Annotated in this window: 20 protein-coding genes; 11 read left to right on the top strand and 9 right to left on the bottom strand. The window is 69.6% G+C overall.

All coding sequences use genetic code 11. From position 1 onward, the window contains the following. Positions 1-34: 34 nt before the first annotated feature. From ASE76_RS11030 to ASE76_RS11020, 3 genes are read right to left on the bottom strand one after another with little or no spacing between them, the layout of a single operon-like run. Positions 35-385, bottom strand: coding sequence for a rhodanese-like domain-containing protein (locus ASE76_RS11030; RefSeq protein ID WP_055839011.1), 351 nt, complete (start codon positions 383-385; stop codon positions 35-37). Between the two features lie 28 nt (positions 386-413). Next, on the bottom strand, positions 414-1,103 hold the full coding sequence (locus ASE76_RS11025) for a protein-L-isoaspartate O-methyltransferase (protein ID WP_055839008.1): 690 nt from the start codon (positions 1,101-1,103) through the stop codon (positions 414-416). Positions 1,104-1,141: 38 nt separating this feature from the next. Next, a complete protein-coding gene (locus ASE76_RS11020) occupies positions 1,142-1,807 on the bottom strand; it encodes a TetR/AcrR family transcriptional regulator (protein ID WP_055839004.1) in 666 nt (221 codons plus the stop codon). A 169-nt stretch (positions 1,808-1,976) separates the two neighbouring features. On the opposite strand from ASE76_RS11020, the gene msrA reads away from it, so the two are divergent. The 3 genes from msrA (at position 1,977) to ASE76_RS11005 (ending at position 5,305) form a co-directional block, all read left to right on the top strand. Beyond that, a complete protein-coding gene (msrA, locus tag ASE76_RS11015; protein WP_055839001.1) occupies positions 1,977-2,522 on the top strand; it encodes a peptide-methionine (S)-S-oxide reductase MsrA in 546 nt (181 codons plus the stop codon). 120 nt (positions 2,523-2,642) lie between these two features. Continuing rightward, a complete protein-coding gene (locus ASE76_RS11010) occupies positions 2,643-3,068 on the top strand; it encodes a hypothetical protein (protein ID WP_055838998.1) in 426 nt (141 codons plus the stop codon). Positions 3,069-3,184: 116 nt separating this feature from the next. Next, positions 3,185-5,305 carry a TonB-dependent receptor gene (locus tag ASE76_RS11005; protein ID WP_055838995.1) on the top strand — a complete coding sequence of 707 codons (2,121 nt, stop codon included), beginning with the start codon at positions 3,185-3,187 and terminating at the stop codon, positions 5,303-5,305. A 30-nt stretch (positions 5,306-5,335) separates the two neighbouring features. Here ASE76_RS11005 and pdxH read toward each other — a convergent pair whose 3' ends face one another. Further along, the gene (gene pdxH, locus ASE76_RS11000; protein ID WP_055838992.1) at positions 5,336-6,019 is read right to left on the bottom strand and encodes a pyridoxamine 5'-phosphate oxidase; all 684 of its coding nucleotides are present in this window, start codon (positions 6,017-6,019) and stop codon (positions 5,336-5,338) included. A 105-nt stretch (positions 6,020-6,124) separates the two neighbouring features. Here pdxH and ASE76_RS10995 point away from each other — a divergent pair, with 105 nt between their 5' ends. Next, positions 6,125-6,685, top strand: a complete 561-nt coding sequence (locus ASE76_RS10995; RefSeq protein ID WP_369793403.1) for an NTP transferase domain-containing protein — start codon at positions 6,125-6,127, stop codon at positions 6,683-6,685. Here ASE76_RS10995 and ASE76_RS10990 read toward each other — a convergent pair whose 3' ends face one another. Together ASE76_RS10990 and ASE76_RS10985 are read right to left on the bottom strand one after the other, a co-directional pair. After that, positions 6,686-7,120, bottom strand: coding sequence for a superoxide dismutase family protein (locus tag ASE76_RS10990; protein WP_236698402.1), 435 nt, complete (start codon positions 7,118-7,120; stop codon positions 6,686-6,688). Between the two features lie 135 nt (positions 7,121-7,255). Further along, entirely contained in the window at positions 7,256-7,816 is a 561-nt protein-coding gene (locus tag ASE76_RS10985) for a gamma-glutamylcyclotransferase (RefSeq protein ID WP_082448322.1), read from the bottom strand. A gap of 135 nt (positions 7,817-7,951) precedes the next feature. Here ASE76_RS10985 and ASE76_RS10980 point away from each other — a divergent pair, with 135 nt between their 5' ends. From ASE76_RS10980 to ASE76_RS10965, 4 genes are all read left to right on the top strand, one after another. Further along, a complete protein-coding gene (locus tag ASE76_RS10980) occupies positions 7,952-8,452 on the top strand; it encodes an OmpA family protein (protein ID WP_055838981.1) in 501 nt (166 codons plus the stop codon). A gap of 175 nt (positions 8,453-8,627) precedes the next feature. After that, a complete protein-coding gene (edd, locus tag ASE76_RS10975) occupies positions 8,628-10,448 on the top strand; it encodes a phosphogluconate dehydratase (RefSeq protein ID WP_055838978.1) in 1,821 nt (606 codons plus the stop codon). Beyond that, positions 10,439-11,083, top strand: a complete 645-nt coding sequence (gene eda, locus ASE76_RS10970) for a bifunctional 4-hydroxy-2-oxoglutarate aldolase/2-dehydro-3-deoxy-phosphogluconate aldolase (protein WP_055838975.1) — start codon at positions 10,439-10,441, stop codon at positions 11,081-11,083. Before edd ends, eda begins: the two co-directional genes overlap by 10 nt. 53 nt (positions 11,084-11,136) lie before the next feature. After that, complete coding sequence (locus ASE76_RS10965) at positions 11,137-12,039, top strand: alpha/beta fold hydrolase (RefSeq protein WP_055838972.1); 903 nt, start codon at positions 11,137-11,139, stop codon at positions 12,037-12,039. 10 nt (positions 12,040-12,049) lie between these two features. Here ASE76_RS10965 and ASE76_RS10960 read toward each other — a convergent pair whose 3' ends face one another. After that, positions 12,050-12,667 (bottom strand): hypothetical protein, encoded by a 618-nt coding sequence (locus tag ASE76_RS10960; protein WP_055838969.1) that lies wholly within the window; start codon positions 12,665-12,667, stop codon positions 12,050-12,052. 157 nt (positions 12,668-12,824) lie between these two features. Next, entirely contained in the window at positions 12,825-13,592 is a 768-nt protein-coding gene (locus tag ASE76_RS10955) for a class II aldolase/adducin family protein (RefSeq protein ID WP_055838967.1), read from the bottom strand. Positions 13,593-13,825: 233 nt separating this feature from the next. On the opposite strand from ASE76_RS10955, the gene ASE76_RS10950 reads away from it, so the two are divergent. Beyond that, on the top strand, positions 13,826-16,066 hold the full coding sequence (locus ASE76_RS10950) for a hypothetical protein (protein WP_055838964.1): 2,241 nt from the start codon (positions 13,826-13,828) through the stop codon (positions 16,064-16,066). Between the two features lie 75 nt (positions 16,067-16,141). Here the strand turns inward: ASE76_RS10950 and ASE76_RS19990 are convergent, their stop codons facing one another. Next, on the bottom strand, positions 16,142-16,300 hold the full coding sequence (locus ASE76_RS19990; protein WP_082448320.1) for a DUF3309 family protein: 159 nt from the start codon (positions 16,298-16,300) through the stop codon (positions 16,142-16,144). A 265-nt stretch (positions 16,301-16,565) separates the two neighbouring features. On the opposite strand from ASE76_RS19990, the gene ASE76_RS10945 reads away from it, so the two are divergent. Continuing rightward, positions 16,566-18,254: a long-chain fatty acid--CoA ligase gene (locus ASE76_RS10945; RefSeq protein WP_055838962.1), complete on the top strand. Its 1,689-nt coding sequence runs from the start codon at positions 16,566-16,568 to the stop codon at positions 18,252-18,254. Positions 18,255-18,364: 110 nt separating this feature from the next. Next, the gene (locus ASE76_RS10940; protein WP_055838959.1) at positions 18,365-18,643 is read left to right on the top strand and encodes a hypothetical protein; all 279 of its coding nucleotides are present in this window, start codon (positions 18,365-18,367) and stop codon (positions 18,641-18,643) included. Positions 18,644-18,759 lie beyond the last annotated feature (116 nt).

Genomic DNA, 18,759 nt, shown 5'->3' with positions numbered 1-18,759 from the left:
AAATCGTCATCTGCGATGGGGACAGCGGCGTGGATCAGTAGCGCGGAACAGAGGCGTCCTGTTCCAACGCCCAGGCGTCTATGCCGCCGGCGATGTTCACGACCTTCTCGAATCCGTTCTGCGCCAGGAACGCTGCAACCCGCTGGCTGCGGGCACCGTGGTGGCACAGGCAGGCGATGGGCGCGTCGGGGTCGAGCTCGGCCAGGCGCGCCGGAATCTCGTTCATCGGGATCGCGACCACGGAGAAGCCCAGCGGCCTGACGGCGGCGGTCTGGGTCTCCCAGGTCTCGCGCACGTCGAGCACGACCGGCTGGGCCGCGCCGCTGCCTGCGCGCCAGGCGTCGAATTCAGCGGGGCGGACCTGGGCGATGGAAGATGGCTGCATGGTGCGGATCCGGAGAGAGGAAAAGGTGTCAGAACTGGAAGCGCGATGGCTCGGGGAAGTTCTGCAGGCGCTGCGCCACCGTATCCCAGGGCTGGCGCGTCTCGTAGGTGGTCTCGCCGGTGCGGGTCACGTAGGTCATCCGCATCATCGGCTCCTCTCCGACGATGGCCGAGAGCCGGCCGCCGACCTTGAGCTGCGAGAGCAGTGACTGCGGCACCTGCGCGACCGACCCGCTGAGCACGATCACGTCGAACGGGCCACCGAGCGACACGCCGATCGCACCGTCGGCGATCCGCACCTCGGCGTTGGCGATGCCGGCGCGCTCCAGGTTCCGGCGGGCCATCTCGGCCAGCGCGGGGTCGATCTCCAGCGTCAGGACGCGGGCTGCGCGGCGTGCCAGCAACGCGGCCATGTAGCCGGAGCCGGTACCGATCTCGAGCACCGATTCCTGCGGCTTCACGCCCAGTTCCTCCAGCGTGCGGGCTTCCACCTTGGGGGCCAGCATGCATTGCCCGCCCGGAAGCGGCACTTCGAGGTCCATGAAAGCCAGGCTCTGCATCGCGGGCGGCACGAAATCCTCGCGCCGCATCGTGGCCAGCAGATCGAGCACGTCGTTGTCGTGTACGTCCCAGGGACGGATCTGCTGCTCGACCATGTTGAACCGGGCCTGGTCCGAGGTCGTGGCGTTGGGAAAAGGCGTGTTGAGGGGCATGTTCATCGGATTCTTTCGGGAGCGTCGAGGCAAACCTGCCGATTTTAGGATGCTGCGGCTCCGGAGGCGACACCGGGAAGCACCGCCAGTCCATTCAACAACAGGTCGATCTGGATGCGCAGGAAACGCTCGGGATCGAAGCCTTCGCTGTCGCCTTCGGGATGGAGCATCAGGAACATCATCGGTGCCTTGAGCGCATAGGCCGCATAGGCCACGTCCACCGGGCGGAACTCCCCCCGGTCCACGCCGCGCTGCACGATGCGGGCCAGCAAGGCGGTCCCCGGCGCTTCCACCTCCTGTTCGTAGAAATCGGCCAGCTCGGGGAAATTGCACGCCTCGGCCATCATCAGCTTGCAGATGCCGCTCGCCTTGCTGCGCCCCACCTGCTGCCACCAGGCGTTCATGGCGTAGACCAGCATCTCGGCCGAGTCCGCGGTGAATTCGTCGATCTCCGCCGACCAGCCGGCATACATGCCGGTGATGTTCTCGCGCACCACGGCCTTGAAGAGTTCTTCCTTGCTGGGAAAGTAGAGGAACAACGTTCCCTTGGAAACCCCGGCCCGCGCCGCGACTTCGTCGACCCGGGTGGCCGCATAGCCTTTCTCCACGAACACGTCGAGGGCGGCCGCCAGCAACTCGCCCGGGCGGGCTTCCTTGCGGCGTTCGCGACGGGGTGGCTCGTCTTGGGAGGAAGAAGCGGAATTCGGCATATTAATGACTGGCTGGTTATTAGTGTACGGGGAGGCGGTCGGGCCGGTCAATGCGCGCGAGTGCCGTATTGCGGCTTTGTCTTGCACCGGGCACAGCGGGCCCCACCTAGCATGGGTGCCGATTAGACCCAACGCTTCACGGCCGCTTCGGCCGTTCACAAAGGAACCCATGTCTGCTTCCCAAGAAACCATCGTGCTCGGCGGCGGCTGCTTCTGGTGCACCGAGGCCGTCTTCGACCGCGTGCGCGGCGTCACCGACGTAGAGAGCGGTTACTCCAACGGCGACGGGCCCCGACCCACCTACGAGCAGGTCTGCACCGGGCGCACCGGGTATGTCGAGGTGGTTAAGCTCACATTCGATCCGTCGGTGATCGACTTGCGTGCCCTGCTGGAAATCTTCTTCGTGGTGCACGACGCGACGACGCTGAATCGGCAGGGCAACGACGTCGGTACGCAGTACCGCAGTGGCATCTACACGTCCAGCGCCGAGCAGGCGGCCGTCGCCCACGAGATGATCGCCCGCGTGCAGCAGGACCCGGCCCTGCGCGGCGCGACCGTCGTCACCGAAGTGGAGCCGCTGCGCGACTACTACCCTGCAGAGGACTACCACCAGGACTACTTCCTGCAGCACCCCCAGCAAGGCTACTGCGCCTTCGTCGTCGGCCCGAAGGTGGAGAAGTTCCGCAAGACGTTCGCGCAGCACCTCAAGACGTAGGCGCCCGGGGCGCTGGGGCTCACGGCCGGTGCCCCGACGGTGGCGGTTACCGTGGCGCGCCCTCGTCTTTCGGCGAGAATCGGCGCCTGCGCGGCCCGCGGGGCCGCCAGCGCGCATCCGATGCTCCTCCGCTTCCCCTCCATTCACGACCGATCCTGCCTGCTGCGCCGCCGCGCGGCCAGCTGGTGCCTTCTCGTGCTTCTGGTGCTGGCCCCGTGGCTGGGTCAGCTGCATGCGGTCGTGCATCCTGCCGTCCCGCAGGGCACGACTGGCCTTCAGCACACCGCTGCGCCGCAGGGAGCGGGTGCGGTCGCGGCGCACGGCCATGCGGGCGGCACGCATGGTCTCCAGCGGCTGTTCGGCACGCACGACGCCGGCGACTGCCGTGTCTACGACCAATTGCTCCATGCGGACGCACTGCCGTCTGCTCCGCCCCTGGTGGTGTCGGTCGCCTGGACGGCAGTGCGCTTCGCCGTGCCGCCGCAGCCGTCGCCGTCGTGCGGCAGTGCCGTTTTCGAGGCCCGCGCCCCACCTGCCGCTCGTTGAACCTGCGCGGCGCCCTGTGCGCCGTCGCCCCATGGCGGCCACTTCGCGGCGGTCGCCGTTCGCTGTCGGCGTGCGTCCGCATGCCGCCGGCCTGTCCCGTTCAACGAGTTTTCACCATGTCTATCCCGTTCCGCAGCAGCGCCCTAGGTGCTGCCGCCCTGTCGCTGTGCGCCCTGGTGGCGTCCGGCAATGCCTCTGCGCAGGCCGCATCCACGGCCGACGCCGCCTCGTCGCGCACGTCCCACCTGCGCGAAATCACCGTCACCGGCAACCCGCTCGGCGCAACCGACACGGTAGTGCCCGCCGAGCGCCTGGAGGGCGACGAGCTCACCCTGCGCAGCCGCACGACCTTGGGCGAGACGCTCGACGGCCTGCCGGGGGTCAGCAGCACCTACTTCGGTCCCAACGCCAGCCGGCCGATCATCCGCGGCCAGGACGGCGACCGTATCCGCGTCCTGCAGAACGGCGGCGCGACGCTTGACGCTTCGGCCCTCAGCTTCGACCATGCGGTGCCGACCGAGGCGCTGACCACCGAGCGCATCGAGGTGCTGCGCGGCCCGGGCGCGCTGCTCTACGGCGGCAGCGCCGTCGGCGGGGTGGTCAACGTGATCGACAACCGCATACCGCATGCACCGATCGACGGCGTCACCGGCAAGGTCGACGGTGGCCTGGCCACCGGCAACGGCGAGCGCAGCGGCGCCGCGATGGTGGAGGGCGGCAACGAGCGCTTCGCGATCCACGCCGACGTGTTCGACCGCAAGACCGACGACGTGCGGGTGCCGGTGCAGCTCGATTGCGCCAAGCCCGGCGCGCCCGGCCTGGCCCGGCGCATCTGCAACTCGTCCAGCAGCTCGCACGGCGGCGCGGTGGGCGGCACGATGTTCTTCGACCGGGGCTACCTGGGCGCATCGGCCAGCACCTACCGCACCGACTACGGCACCGTGGCCGAGGACGACGTGACCATCGGCATGCGCTCCAACCGCTACGCGCTCGAGGGCCTGTGGCGCATCGACGCCGGCCCGCTGGAGAGCATCAAGTTCAACGCGAGCCATACCGACTACGTTCATACCGAGTTCGAAGGCGGCGCCCCCGGTACCACCTTCCGCAACCGCGGCAACGACCTGCGGATCGAGGCGCGGCACCGTGCGATCGGCGCCCTGCAGGGGGTGGTCGGCCTGCAGGCCGAAGCCAACCGCTTCTCCGCGCTGGGCGAAGAGGCCTTCGCTCCGGCCAGCCGCACCCGCTCGACCGCGCTTTTCGCCCACGAGGAGCTCGCGACCGGTTGGGGCAAGCTGACCTTCGGTGCCCGCACCGAGCAGGTCAAGGTGCAGTCGTTCGGCAATCCGGACGTGGACCGTTTCGAGGTGGGCTCCCGCACGTTCAACCCGCACAGCGCCGCGGTCGGCGCACTGGTGCAGCTCGCGCCGCAGTGGCAGCTGACCAGCAACCTGGCCTATACCCAGCGGGCCCCCAAGGACTACGAGCTGTTCGCCAACGGGCCGCACGTGGCGACCGCGGCGTGGGAAACCGGCGACGGCGCGCTCGGCTTGGAAAAATCGACGGGGCTCGACCTGGGCGCCGCCTGGAAGCAAGGGCCGCACCGCTTCTCGGTCACCGGCTATGTCACCCGCTTCTCCAACTACATCGGCCTCTCGCCGACGGGCGACGTGATCTCCGAGGACGGCGTGCGCAACCCGCCCGCCGGAACCGACGGACTGCCCGAGTACCGCTACTCCGGTGTGCGCGCCCGCTTCTACGGTATCGAAGCCAGCGGCAAGGTGCGCCTCTGGGGTGCCAGCGGACTCGCCGCTGCGCCTGCGGCGGTGGAGGGTTCGGCCCTCGACCTGAACCTGCGCGGCGACCTCGTCCGGGCCGAGAACACCGACACCGGCCAGCCGCTGCCGCGCATCGCGCCGGTGCGTGCCGGTGCCGGCCTGCTCTGGTCCAGCGGCCCGTGGCGCGTGGGCGGGGGTTTCGACCACAGCGCGGCGCAGAGCCGTGTGCCGGCCGACGGTTCGCGGGCGACCGGAGCGTTCACGCTCTGGAATGCGTCGCTGGGCTACACCACCCAGGTGCAAATGGGCAGCGTGCGCAGTTCGGTGCTCTGGTATGCGCGGCTCGACAACATCACCGACCGGCTCGCGTACAGCGCCACATCGATCCTGACGACGACCGCGTTCCCGCGCGCGCCGCTGCCCGGACGCAGCCTGAAGGTCGGCCTGCGCGCCGAGTTCTGATCCGGCGGGCCGGCGCGAGCAGGCAGGCGCTCAGGGCGCCAGCCGCTCGCGCTGCCAGGACGCGTCGGCCTGCAGCCGGTACTGCAGCCGGTCGTGCAACCGGCTCTTGCGGCCCTGCCAGAACTCCCAGCGGTCGGGCACCAGCCGGTAGCCGCCCCAGTGCGGCGGACGCGGGGGCTGCAGCAGGAACTGCGCGCCGTACTTCGCCGCATTGGCCACCAGCACCGACCGGCTCGGGATCACCTGGCTCTGCGGGCTGGCCCAGGCGCCGATCCGCGAATCGAGCGGCCGGCTGCGGAAGTAGGCATCGCTTTCCTCGGCGCTGGTCTGCTCGACCCGGCCTTCGATGCGCACCACCCGCTCCAGCTCGACCCAGTGGAACTGCAGGGCGGCGAACGGGTTGCCCGCCAGCTGCCGGCCCTTGCGGCTGTCGTAGTTGGTGAACCAGACGATGCCGCGTGCGTCGTAGCCCTTGACCAGCACGATGCGGCTGCTGGGCCGCAGGTCGCTGCCGACGGTCGCGAGCGTCATCGCGTTGGGCTCGGGCACTGCGCTCGCGAGCGCCTCCGACAGCCAGCGGTCGAACTGCGCGAGCGGGTCGGCATCGGAATCCTGCTCGCCGAGCTCGGCGCGTTCGTAGCTCTTGCGCAGCGCGGCGATGTCGGACGGCGAGGGCGGGTGGGTGGGAAGAGATGCCATCGCCGGATTGTGCATCGCACGGCAAGCACGCCGGCAGGCCCAGCAGACCGACGACACACGCACGGTAAGCTCGACACTGCCGCCCGCACCGATTCTCCAATGCAGATCTCTTCAGATGCTTTGCCGACCATCCTGGTCCTCGCCTCGGGCGTGGGTGCGCGGTTCCGCGCGTCGGGCGGCCAGGTCCACAAGTTGCAGGCCGATCTGTGCGGCCGCAGTGTGCTGCAGCGGACGCTGGACGCGGTCCGGGCCAGCGGCCTGCCCTGGCACCTGGAAGATGCGGGCCATCCCGGCATGGGCGATTCGATCGCAGCTGCCGTACGGGCGACGCGGGATGCACACGGCTGGCTGGTGCTGCCGGCCGACTTGCCGCTGATCGCACCGGCCAGCCTGGTCGCCGTGGCCGGCGGGCTGGTCTCCGGTGCGGCGCTCGCGGTGGTGCCCTGGGTGGGGGACCAGCGTGCCCATCCCGTGGGGTTCGCGCCCGGTGTCGGCCCGGAACTGGCGGAACTCCATGGAAAAGACGGCGCAAAGCACGTCCTTAGCCGGCTGGGCGCTATGAATAAAATAGCAAAGATGCCGCTCGACGACATCGGCGCCATCACGGACGTAGACACCCTGGCCGATCTGCAGCATGCGTGCGACCTGCTGCGGCGACGGTCCGCCGTGTCGCCGGTCTGATCAGCGGGGTTCGATCACCGCGCAGGCAATGCGCGGGCCCGAATCGCCGGCGGGCTGGGTGCGGAAGTCGTCCCGGTCGCGGTGGACGACCAGCGCGCGGCCTATGACGCCGGTCGGCCCGCTGCCCAGGCTGATCGCGCGCGATTCGATGCTGAATGTGGCGGTGCCGGTGCTGTCGGCATGCAGGCTCGGGAGTTCGCCGGCGTGCACGCCGGGATCGCCGAAGCGGCCGTGCCGTAGCGACTGGGGATCGAAGTGCCCGCCCGCCGCCATCCCGTCGTCGCCGCAGTCGCCCAGCGCGTGGATGTGGAATCCGTGCTCGGTCCGGGGCGGCAGTCCGCGAACCGTGCCGGTGACCTGCACGATGCCGCCGACCTGCCGGAATGCGATGCTGCCGGTCGCCGTATGGCCCGGCGTCGGCTGCAGGTCGGCCACTGCGGCGGCGCCCTGCGGTCCGCTCGCGCACCCTGCCAGCAGAAAGGACAGGCACGCCGCCGAGGTGGGCGAAGCGAGCGGGCGGCGAGCGTGCGGTGGGCGAGCGAACATCCGGCGCACTCTAAGCGCGCGGGTTCAGCGGGGTGCTTCCGCTTGTGACAGCCGCAGGATGCGCGCGAGCGCCTTGTCCTCGATGCCCATCTCGCGCAGCGATGCGTAGGTGGCGTGGGCATAGTCGCGGGTGGTGCCAAAGCGGCCGATGGCGGTCGCGAAAATGTCGCGGTACTGCGCGTCGGACAGTTCGCCGGTGTGGTTCGGGCTGTCGCGAGAAAGGGTGAACGCCAGCGCCTTGACCGGACCTTGCGCCGTGCGCAGCGGCAACCAGCGCGGGTCGTAGACGCCGGTGACCATCTCGCGTTTCCACAGGTCGATCAGCGTCTGCCGGCCACGTGCTCCCTGCACCCGGAACACCATGCCCTTGCAGCTGCCGCCGGTCAGCAGGCCGAACACCAGGCCCCGGCATTCGGGCGTGCCGCGGTTCACCGCGCTCCACATCTTCAGCGCGCGGTGCCAGCCGTGCACCAGTGCCGCACGGCGTTCCTGGAACGGAAAGTCGGGCCGCCAGATCAAGGAGCCGTACCCGAATATCCACAGGTCGTCCTGTCCGCCCCACTGCGCCAGGGCCTGCTCCAGCATGGCCGCCGGGTCGCGGTGCGCCCGTACCGTACCGACGGAAGGCACGGCGGGATCGCGGAGAGGCGGGGTGCGGGACGAAGAGGACATTTACAATTTCCCGTTGGCGACAAGCCATTATTCACCTGGACTTTCCGCATGAACACCTCGAGTGACCCTGACAGCCAGCAGCGTTTCGCACTGGGCCTCGTGGGGATGCTGATCGTGGTGCTGGTCGCGACGCTCGTCGGCTCGGTCGTGCACCGCCAGCTGCATCCGCACCACCGGCAGGCTGCAGCGGTGTATTCCACGTCCGTCGACGGCGCCCGCGTGGTGATCGAAGAGGGAATCGTCAAGTTCTACTTCGCTCCCGGCAGCGCCGCGCTCACGCCCGGGGCCGACAAGGCCTTGGCCAACGTGGTCAAGGGCATGGGCGTCGGCATGCGCGCGGTGGTGCTCAGCTACCAGTACCCCACCCTCGGCCCCGACGACAACGCCGCGTTGATCCGGCGCCGCGCGGCCCAGGTGCGCGAGATGCTGATGGGACTGGGTCTGCCCGACGACAAGATCGAACTGCGCTCCCCCGCACAGGCAGGCAGTTCCAGTGCGGGCGGCGACCGGGAACTGGCCAATCGCATCGACGTGATGCTGGTGAACTGACCAGGTGCGCGCTGGCGCGCCTTGCCAGCGATCGACGTTAGCCTGTTTGTCGGGCGCGTCGTTCGTAACCGGTTCGTAACCTCCGTCTACGTGGCTGCCGAGCCGCGGGGTAGGATGACCGGACCGCCCTCTGCACGCAGACCACGCGCAGCAGGAGAGGCCTCCGGAGCCCCACATGACTTTGAATTCGACCCTCCAACGCGTGACCGACCGGATCCGCGAGCGCAGCCGTCCGCGGCGCGACGACTACCTGACCCTGATCGATACGCTGGCCCACCGCGCGCCGGGCGCCGAGCGCATGGGATGCGCCAACGTCGCGCATGCCTTCGCCGGCATGCCGGGCAACGACAAGTTCCGCGTGGTGGCGGCGAAAGCGCCCAACATCGGGATCGTGACCGCCTACAACGACATGCTGTCGGCCCATGCGCCTTTTCAGCACTATCCCGACCTCGTCAAGGACGAAGCGCGGCTGCACGGCGCCACCGCGCAGGTCGCGGGCGGCGTGCCGGCGATGTGCGACGGGGTGACGCAGGGCACGCCCGGCATGGAGCTGAGCCTGTTCAGCCGCGACACCATCGCCATGTCCGCTGCCGTGTCGCTCTCGCACGACGTGTTCGACGCCGCCTTGATGCTCGGGGTCTGCGACAAGATCGTGCCGGGCCTGCTGATCGGCGCGCTGCACTTCGGGCACCTGCCGACCGTGTTCGTGCCGGCCGGGCCGATGACCAGCGGCCTCTCCAACAAAGCCAAGTCCAAGGTGCGCGAGCAGGCGGCCCAGGGGCTGGTCGGCCGGCCCGAACTGCTGGCGGCCGAGCAGCAGGCCTACCACAGCCCGGGCACCTGTACCTTCTACGGCACCGCCAACAGCAACCAGATGCTGCTCGAGGCGATGGGCCTGCACGTGCCCGGCACCGCCTTCTTCAACCCCGGCTCCGATGCGCGCGAACTGCTGACGCGCGAGGCGGTGCGCACGGTGCTCGGCATCCGGCGCGACGCCGGGCGCTTCGCGCCGATCGGCCAAGTGGTCGACGAGCGGGCGATCGTCAACGCGATGGCCGCACTGCTGGCCACCGGCGGCTCCACCAACCACCTGATCCACTGGGTGGCGGTGGCACGCGCGGCCGGCATCACCATCGACTGGGACGATTTCGCCGCGCTGTCCGACGTGGTGCCGCTGCTGACGCGGGTCTACCCGAACGGCAGCGCCGACGTGAACCAGTTCCAGGCCGCGGGCGGCCCGGGCTACGTGATCCGCGAACTGCTCGATGCCGGCCTGATGCACGAGGACGTGCTCACCGTGCGCCCCGGCGGTCTTCGCGAATACACCCGCGAGCCGGCGGTGGAGGCCGGCGCATTGCGCTGGTCCGATATCGGGCCGTCGCGCGACGATACCGTCGTGCGGCCGGCCGGCTCGCCGTTCAGCCCGGTCGGCGGCCTGAAGCTGCTGCAGGGCAACCTGGGCCGCGCGGTGATCAAGGTGTCGGCGGTGCCGGACGACCGCCATGTGATCGAGGCGCCGGCGGCGGTGTTCGATTCGCAGGACGGCCTGCAGCGCGCCTTCCACGACGGCCTGCTGGAGCGCGACGTGGTCTGCGTGGTGCGCTGGCAGGGTCCCAAGGCCAACGGCATGCCCGAGCTGCACAAGCTCACGCCGCCGCTGGCGGTGCTGCAGGGCCGTGGCTTCCGGGTGGCGCTGGTGACCGACGGCCGCATGAGCGGCGCGTCGGGGAACGTGCCGGCGGCGATCCACGTATCGCCCGAGGCGCTGGCGGGCGGCATGCTGGCCAAGGTGCGCGACGGCGATCCGGTGCGGCTCGACGCGAACGCCGGCACGCTGGAGGTGCTGGTGCCGGCCGCCGAATGGGAGGCCCGGCCGCTGGCCGAAATGCCCGAGGAACTCACGAAGAACAACGGCGCGGGCCTGGGGCGCGAGCTCTTCGCCGGCATGCGCCGCAACGCACTGACCGCCGAAGAAGGAGCTTGTACATGGCTGTGAAGAACGCTGCGCTGACCGCGCTCGAGGTGATGCGCGACGCGCCGGTGATCCCGGTGATCGTGCTGCACGATGTGGCCCATGCGGTGCCGCTGGCCCGTGCGCTGGTGGCCGGCGGCATCCGCATGCTGGAGGTGACGCTGCGCACGCCCCAGGGACTGGCCTGCATTGAAGCGATCGCCCGCGAGGTGCCCGAGGCGGTCGCCGGTGCCGGCACCGTCCGCACCGCGACCGAGGCGGCTGCGGTGGCCCGGGCAGGCGCGCGTTTCGCCGTCAGCCCCGGCTACACCCGGGCGGTCGGCCAGGCCTGCAAGGATGCGGGCCTGCCGCTGCTGCCCGGCGTCGCGACCGGCAGCGAAATCATGATGGCGCAGGAAGACGGCCTGACCGAGCTGAAGTTCTTCCCCGCGCTGCAGGCGGGCGGCTCGGCGATGCTGAAGGCGTGGCACGGGCCCTTCGGCGACATCACCTTCTGCCCCACCGGCGGCATCAGCTCGGCGAATGCCGCCGAATTCCTGGCGCTGCCCAATGTCGCCTGCGTGGGCGGCTCGTGGCTGACGCCGGCCGATGCCGTCGCCGCCGGCGACTGGGACCGCATCACCGCGCTGGCGCGCACCGCGTCGCAGCTCGCGCGCTAGAGCGGGGCGAGTGCCGCGCCGACGCGGCACCGCGGCTTTGGGAGAATCGGGCCATGCACGACACCACCCTGTTCCCCGGCTTCGCGCCGCACCGCATCCCGACCGACGACGGCGTCGAGATCCATGCCCTGGTCGCCGGCCGGGGCCCGGCCCTGCTGCTGCTGCACGGCCATCCCCAGACCCATGCGATATGGCACCGGGTGGCGCCGACGCTGGCGCGCACCCGCACCGTGGTGCTGGCGGATCTGCGCGGCTACGGCGATTCGTCGAAGCCTGCCGGCGCCGCCGACCATGCGAACTACAGCAAGCGGACCATGGCGCGCGACATGTTGCGGCTGATGCAGGCGCTGGGTCATCCGCGCTTCGCCGTGCTGGCACACGACCGCGGCGCCCGCGTCGCGCACCGGCTCGCGGCCGACCACGGCGATGCGGTGGAGCGGGTCGCGCTGCTCGATATCGCGCCAACCCTGGCGATGTACGAGCAGACCGACGAGACCTTCGCCCGCGCGTACTGGCACTGGTTCTTCCTGATCCAGCCCGCACCGCTGCCCGAACGGCTAATCGAGGCCGATCCGGCCGCCTACCTGCGCGACGTGATGGGCCGCCGCAGCGCGGGCCTCGCGCCGTTCGATCCGCGGGCGCTGGCCGAATACGGCCGCTGCCTGGCCCAGCCCGGCGCGGCGCACGGCCTGTGCGAGGATTACCGGGCCGCGGCCGGCATCGACCTGGAGCACGACCGGGCCGACCGCGCCGCGGGCCGCCGCCTGGCGATGCCTTTGCTGGCGCTGTGGGGGGCCGACGGCGTGGTGCAACGCTGCTTCCGCCCGCTCGAGGAATGGCGCAGGGTGGCCGACGACGTGCGGGGCCAGGCGCTGCCTTGCGGCCACTACGTGCCCGAAGAGGCGCCCGACGCATTGCTGGCGCAGGTGCTTCCGTTCCTCGCGGCCGGCAACTGAGCGCCTGTGGTCAGCGCGGCTTGGCGCCTTCGATCAGCGCCAGGTAGGCGCGCCGGGTGTCCGGCGCCACCGCGTCGACCAGCTGCTGGTGCGTCGTCTGGTGGCGCGCCATCATCCGGGCCGATGCGACCGCCTTCGAGCGGCAGAACCAGTGGCAGGTGTGCTGCATCAGGAACAGCTCGGCCGACATGGTGAAGGCCCGGTCGCGGGTCGAGCGCTGCTCGGTATTGCGCGCCGCGTCGGCGATGCCGCGCGCATGGACCGAAAACGCCTTGCGCACGTCGAAGCTGGCCGCCGGCAGCAGCCGGGCCGCGTAGGGCAGGGCGACGGGCAGGGTGCTGACCCGGGTCTGCGATTCGTCCACCCGCGCGAACTCGGTCGCGAAAGTCTGGAACTGGTTGGCCAGGGAGCCTTCCGTGGCGTGGAGCAGGTTCCAGATCTGCTGGCGCCGCTCGGGATCGTCCTCTCCCAGGGCGCGCAGGTAGCCCTCGGTCAGGTTTTCCATCAGCTTTTCGATCTGGTACTGGCGCAGGTGGGTGCCCAGCAGGATGATGCGGCGGCCCTGGTCGCGCGCCTTGAGGCCGTACGCGCCGATGGCGACCATGGTCGCCAGCAAGAGAAAGTCCATCGGGGAGATAAGGGGCGTGGTGCGAGAGCGCGGGCCCCGAGTGTAGTGACCCCGGCTGGCCGCACCAGGCTATGCTATTGATTTAATAGCAAATGGTCGGCTCTGCACGCCGGCTGCAGGCCCTTTTCGCTGAAAACAGGGCCACGGGCGTCCATGGCTAGTCCCGGTAGCCCGGATCGGCCCGTTCCAGCCGACGCAGCAGCGACGGCCAGACGAAGGCGCCGCCCAGCCCGCCGGTCTGCACCTTCATCGCGGCGGCGGTGCCGGCGACGATGCGCGGATCGACTTCGGTCAGGGCACCCCCGGCCTGCGCGTCTATCTGGATGCGGCAGGCGTTTTCGAAGGTGTACATCGACAGGAACGCGTCGGCGATGCTGCGGCCCACCACCAGCAGGCCATGGTTGCGCAACACCAGGAAGTTGGCACTGCCCAGGTCGTCCTGCAGCCGTGGCTTTTCCTCGTCGCGGAAGGCCACGCCCTCGTAGCCGTGGTAGGCCAGCGACGCCAGCACGAAGGTCGATTGCTGGCTGATCGGCAGGATGCCGGCCTGCTGCGCGCTCACCGCCACGCCGGCCCGGGTGTGGGTGTGCAGCACGCACTGCGCATCGTCGCGGGCCGCGTGCACCGCGCTGTGGATCACGAAGCCGGCCGGGTTCACCGGGAAGGGCGAGTCGTGCAGCTTGTTGCACTGCATGTCGACCTTCACCAGGCTCGACGCGGTGATCTCGTCGAACATCAGTCCGTAGGGGTTGATCAGGAACTGGTGCGCGTCGCCCGCCACCGACGGCGGCAGCTTGGCAGTGATGTGGGTGAAGACCAGGTCGCTCCAGCCGTAGAGCGCCACCAGCCGGTAGCAGGCGGCCAGGTCGCAGCGCAGTTGCCATTCTTCGGCGCTGACGAGTTCCTTCATCGAGGGGATGTGCATCGGATGTCTCCTTGTCGAGGGCAGCCGGGACATTCTGCGCCGCGGCCCGATGGCCGGGTAGGGGGGCGGGCCGGGCTGCGTGTCGCCTTGGCGAACCGCGCCGCACGGCGGCCGGCCGCGAACATGGGCTTACCGGCGCGGCGGGCGCACGCTTCAGAATCCGTCGCTTCGCCCCGGCGCCGCGCGCCGGACCGCTGCGCCCCGCCGCGCTTTCAGCCCAGGTTTTTCTGCCGATGCATCCATGGCAATTCTTCCGTGCGGGCGGTGTCGACCAGGTGCTGATCCGCACCGGCGCCGACATCGCCCATCTCGACGAACTCGACCAGAAGCTCTGGGTGGCGCTGGCCTGCCCGACGCGCACGCTGGAGTTCGACACCCGCACGCTCGACCTCATCGACACCGACCATGACGGCCGCATCCGTCCACCCGAACTGCTGGCCGCCTGCCGGTGGGCCTGCGCGCAGCTGAAGGACGCCGACGAACTGGTGCGCGGGGGCGACACGCTGGCGCTTTCGGCGCTGGACGAGGCAGATGCCTCCGGTGCGGCACTGGCGGGCGAGGCGCGCCGCATCCTGCAACTGCTGGGCCGCGACGAGGCCGACACGATCGCGTTGGCCGACGTGGTCGACCGCAGCCGCCTGCTGGCGGCGATGCGCTTCAACGGCGACGGCATCGTGACGCCGGCCACCGCGGAGGACGCCGAGGTACGCGCGGTGGTCGAGCAGATCGCCGCCACGCAGGGCAGCGTCGCCGACTGCAACGGACAGCCCGGCATCGACCTGGTGCGGGCCCGGGCGTTCTTTGCCGACGCGCGGCGGCTGGATGCCTGGCATGCCCAGGCCCTGCACGACGACGCGGCGCTGCCGCTCGGCGCAGACACCCTGCCGGCGGCCGAGGCGCTGGAAAAAGTGCGGGTGAAGGTCGACGACTTCTTCGCCCGCTGCCGCGTTGCGGCCTACGACCCGCGGGCCACGCCCGAGCTGAATCCCGGCTCCGACGCCTACCGTGCGCTGGGCGCGCAGACGCTGCAGGCGCAATCGGCGGCGATCGCCGACCTGCCGCTGGCGCCTGCGTGGCCGGGACGGCCGTTGCCGCTAGGAGCCGGCGCCAATCCGGCCTGGGCCGAAGGGCTGGCGTCTCTGCGCCGTCATGTCGTGGTGCCGCTGCTCGGCGATGGTTCGGAGTTGCTGGAAGAAGCGCAGTGGGAGTCGCTCAAGACCCGGCTCGCCGCCAGCTGTGCGTGGCTGCGCTCCCGCCCGTCGACCAGGCTCGACGCGCTGGAGGTGGCGCCGCTGCGCCGCCGTCTCGCGCAGGGGGCGGAGGCATCGGTGCTCGAGCTAATCGCGCAGGACCAGGCGATGGAGCCGCACAACACCCGCATCGGCGAACTGGAGAAGCTGCTGCGCTTCAAGCGCGACCTGCTGCGGCTGCTGCACAACTTCGTGTCGTTCCAGGAGTTCTACGGCCGCAAGGGTGCGGTGTTCCAGGCCGGAACGCTGTACCTGGACGGCCGCAGCTGCGACCTGGTGGTGCAGGTGGCCGATGCCACCAAGCACGCCGTGCTGGCCGGCCTGGCCAAGACCTACCTGGCCTATTGCACCTGCACCCGGCAGGGCAAGACGATGCAGATCGCCGCGGCCTTCACCGCGGGCGACGTGGATTTTCTCTTCGTCGGCCGCAACGGCGTCTTCTACGACCGGGAAGGCCACGACTGGGACGCGACGATCACCAAGCTGATCGAGAACCCGACCAGCGTCGGCCAGGCGTTCCTGTCGCCTTACAAGAAGTTCCTGCGGGTGCTGGAAGAGCAGGTCGCCAAACGCGCGGCGGCCAGCGAAACGGCGGCCCAGGCCTCGCTCAACTCGCTGGCGAGCGGTGTGGTGTCGGCGTCGAAACCCGGCGGCGCGATGCCGGCGGTCGCCACCGCGGCGGAGAAACTGCCGGGCCGGGTCGATGTCGGCACGGTGGCCGCGATCGGGGTGGCGCTGGGCAGCATCAGCGCGGTCCTGGTCGGGGTGTTCGGCAAGTTCGTCGACCTGGGGCCGTGGATCCCGATCGCCCTCTGCGGCATCGTGCTGGCCATCTCGGGCCCCAGCATGCTGATCGCCTGGCTCAAGCTGCGCCAGCGCAGCCTGGGGCCGATACTGGATGCGAGCGGCTGGGCGATCAACGGGCGCATGAAGGTCAACGTGCGGCTGGGTGCCTCGCTGTCCCAGACCGGCCATGTGCCCGCCAGCGCGTCGCGGCTGCTGCAAGACCCTTTCAAGGAGCGCCACGGCAAGGCCTGGCTGATCGGCATGGGGGTCGCTGCGGTGGTCGTGCTGGCCATGGCGTGGCGCTTCGGCTGGGCCGATGCGCTGTTGCCTGCCGGTCTGCGCTACGAGCCGCCGGTGCCGCGGGAGCCGGTGATGATGGTGCCGGTACCGGCATCGGCCGTTGCCGCGCCGGGCACCGCTGCGACATCGGTACCCTGAGGCCACAACCGAGGCACCAATGAAGAAGGGGTCCCGCAGGACCCCTTCTTCATTGCGACGGCAAGCCGTCGGACCTTATATGCGGCCCATCAGCAGCAGCACGATCACGATCACCAGAACCAGGCCGATGCCGCCGCTCGGGCCGTAGCCCCACGAACGGCTGTGTCCCCACGTCGGCAGGACGCCCACCAGGATCAGGATCAGGACGATCAACAGAATGAACGAAAGGGACATGGTGATTACTCCTCGAATGTCACGGTGTGACTGTGTTTATGGCGACCCGGCCGGGCCGTGACGTTTCGGACGTCTGACCGGATGGTCGGGGGCGCGCCGGCTTTCACCGGCAGGAGCGCGGCCTGAAAAGCCGTCAGGCATGTCCCACAGCGGGTACTGCCTCCAGCCGCCGCGCGTCGCGGAGGTGACCTGAAACGCCCGTGCCTGGGGCTGGCCCGGTGTGCGCGCTGCGGCTCCGGCGCTACCCTGGGCGCAAGGAGACCGCATGCAATCGCATTACAAGTTCTGGCCCCGGCGCCTGCCCCATCGCATCACCCCGCCGGCGGTATCGCTCTGGGACAACCTGGCCACATCGGCCCGCCGTTACCCTCAGAAAGCCGCGTTGGTGTTCTTCGGGCGTACCACGACCTACGCGGAGCTGGCGGACCAGGCCGAGCGGCTGGCCGCGCATCTCTTCCATCTGGGCGTTCGCAAGGGTGACCGCGTCGCGCTCAACATGCAGAACTGCCCGCAACTGGTGGTAGCGCATTTCGCGATCCTGCGGGCGAACGCGGTGGTGGTACCGGTCAATCCGATGAATCGCGCAGAGGAGCTGAAGCACTACATCACCGACCCGGACGTACGGGTGGCGATCACCACCGCCGACCTGGCCGGCGACTTCGCGGCGGCCAGCAATGCCTTGCCCGCGGGCACCGGCCTGCAGCACCTGGTGGTGACGCACTTCTCCGACGCGTTCGATACCGGTACGGAAGGCGAAAGCGCCCCACCGCCCGCTTGGCGCGAGTGGCTCGGCAACCGGCACGCGGCACCCGTCCTGGCCGGTGGCGCCGTGCATCCGTGGACCGATGCCCTGGCCTGCGTCGCCGCAGCCCCGCCATTGGATGTGGGCCCCGACGACCTGGCGCTGCTGCCCTACACCAGCGGCACCACCGGCCTGCCCAAGGGATGCATGCACCGGCACGCGGGCATCATGCACAACGCGGTGGCCAGCCTCGCCTGGAGCAACGGCACTTCGGAGAACGTGACGCTCGCGGTGATCCCGATGTTCCACATCACCGGCATGGTGAGTATGCTGCACACGGTGATCTATGGTGGCGGTACGCTGGTGGTGATGCCACGCTGGGACCGGGACCTGGCCGGACGGCTGATCTCCCGCTACCGCGTGACCCACTGGACCAACATTCCGACGATGGTGATCGACCTGCTCGGCAGCCCGCAGATGCACAGTTACGACCTCTCGAGCCTGGTCTACATCGGCGGTGGCGGGGCGGCCATGCCGCAGGCGGTGGCGCAGCGGCTGCTGGAGGAATTCGGCCTGCGCTACACCGAGGGCTACGGCCTGACCGAGACCGCCGCCCCGTCGCACACCAACCCGCCCGACGCGCCCAAGCAGCAGTGCCTGGGAATCCCGTTCGTCAGCACCGAGTCGCACATCGTCGACCCGGACACGCTGGAGCCGGTGGCACAGGGCGAGCAGGGCGAGATCGTGATCTGCGGGCCGCAGGTTTTCTCGGGCTACTGGAAGCGGCCGGACGCCACCAGGGCGGCCTTCATCGAGCGAGACGGCAAGCGGTTCTTCCGGACCGGCGATCTGGGCCGTACCGACGAAGACGGCTATTTCTTCATGACCGACCGGCTCAAGCGGATGATCAACGCCTCCGGCTTCAAGGTCTGGCCGGCCGAGGTGGAGGCGCTGATGTTCCGCCACCCTGCGATCCAGGAGGCCTGCGTCATCGCCACGCGGGACGCGTACCGCGGCGAGAGCGTCAAGGCGATCGTGGTGCTGCGCCACAGCCATGCCGACACGCCGGCCAAGGACATCGTCGCCTGGTGCCGCGAGAACATGGCGGTCTACAAGGCCCCCCGCGTGGTCGAGATCGTCGCGGCACTGCCCAAGAGCGGCAGCGGCAAGGTGATGTGGCGGGCGCTGCAGGAGTCCGTGAACGCCGTCTAGGTAGAAGCCCCGTCGGGGTTATGACCTTTGCGCGGCACCGTGTCATGCGGATGTCACAAAAATCGGGCATAGCGGGCGGTAGAGTGCGGCTTTTCTCCCTACCGCACGACATGAACGCCATCAAACAAGCCCGCCATTTCATCGAATCCGACCCCGAAAGCGACGGCGCGAAGACGCTGGCCAAACTGGTCCTGGCGCTCGAGTCGGCCGGCAGTTTCGAGCTCGGCAGCCTCTACAAGCTCGACTATCCCCGCTTCGGCCTCGCCATGGACATCCTGCAGGAGTGGCGCCTCGACCGCTACTACGCCGGCAAAGCCAAGCTGTTCGATCTGTCGATGCAGGTCGACAGCCTTCCCCCGGCCTCGGTACAGGCGGCCCCCCAGGTCTGATCCGCCCACGTTCCCTGCGCATCGCTGCGTATGGCAGGGTTCGCCCCTTCTTTTTATCCCCTGGAAACTCCCAACTTCAGCTAAATTTAAGCCGGGTATAAATAAGCCGATGATGT

This window comes from Xylophilus sp. Leaf220 (assembly GCF_001421705.1).
Taxonomy (GTDB): domain Bacteria; phylum Pseudomonadota; class Gammaproteobacteria; order Burkholderiales; family Burkholderiaceae_C; genus Xylophilus.
The sequence above is the reverse complement of the archived record's forward strand: the minus strand, read 5'-3'. Positions and strand labels throughout refer to the sequence as shown.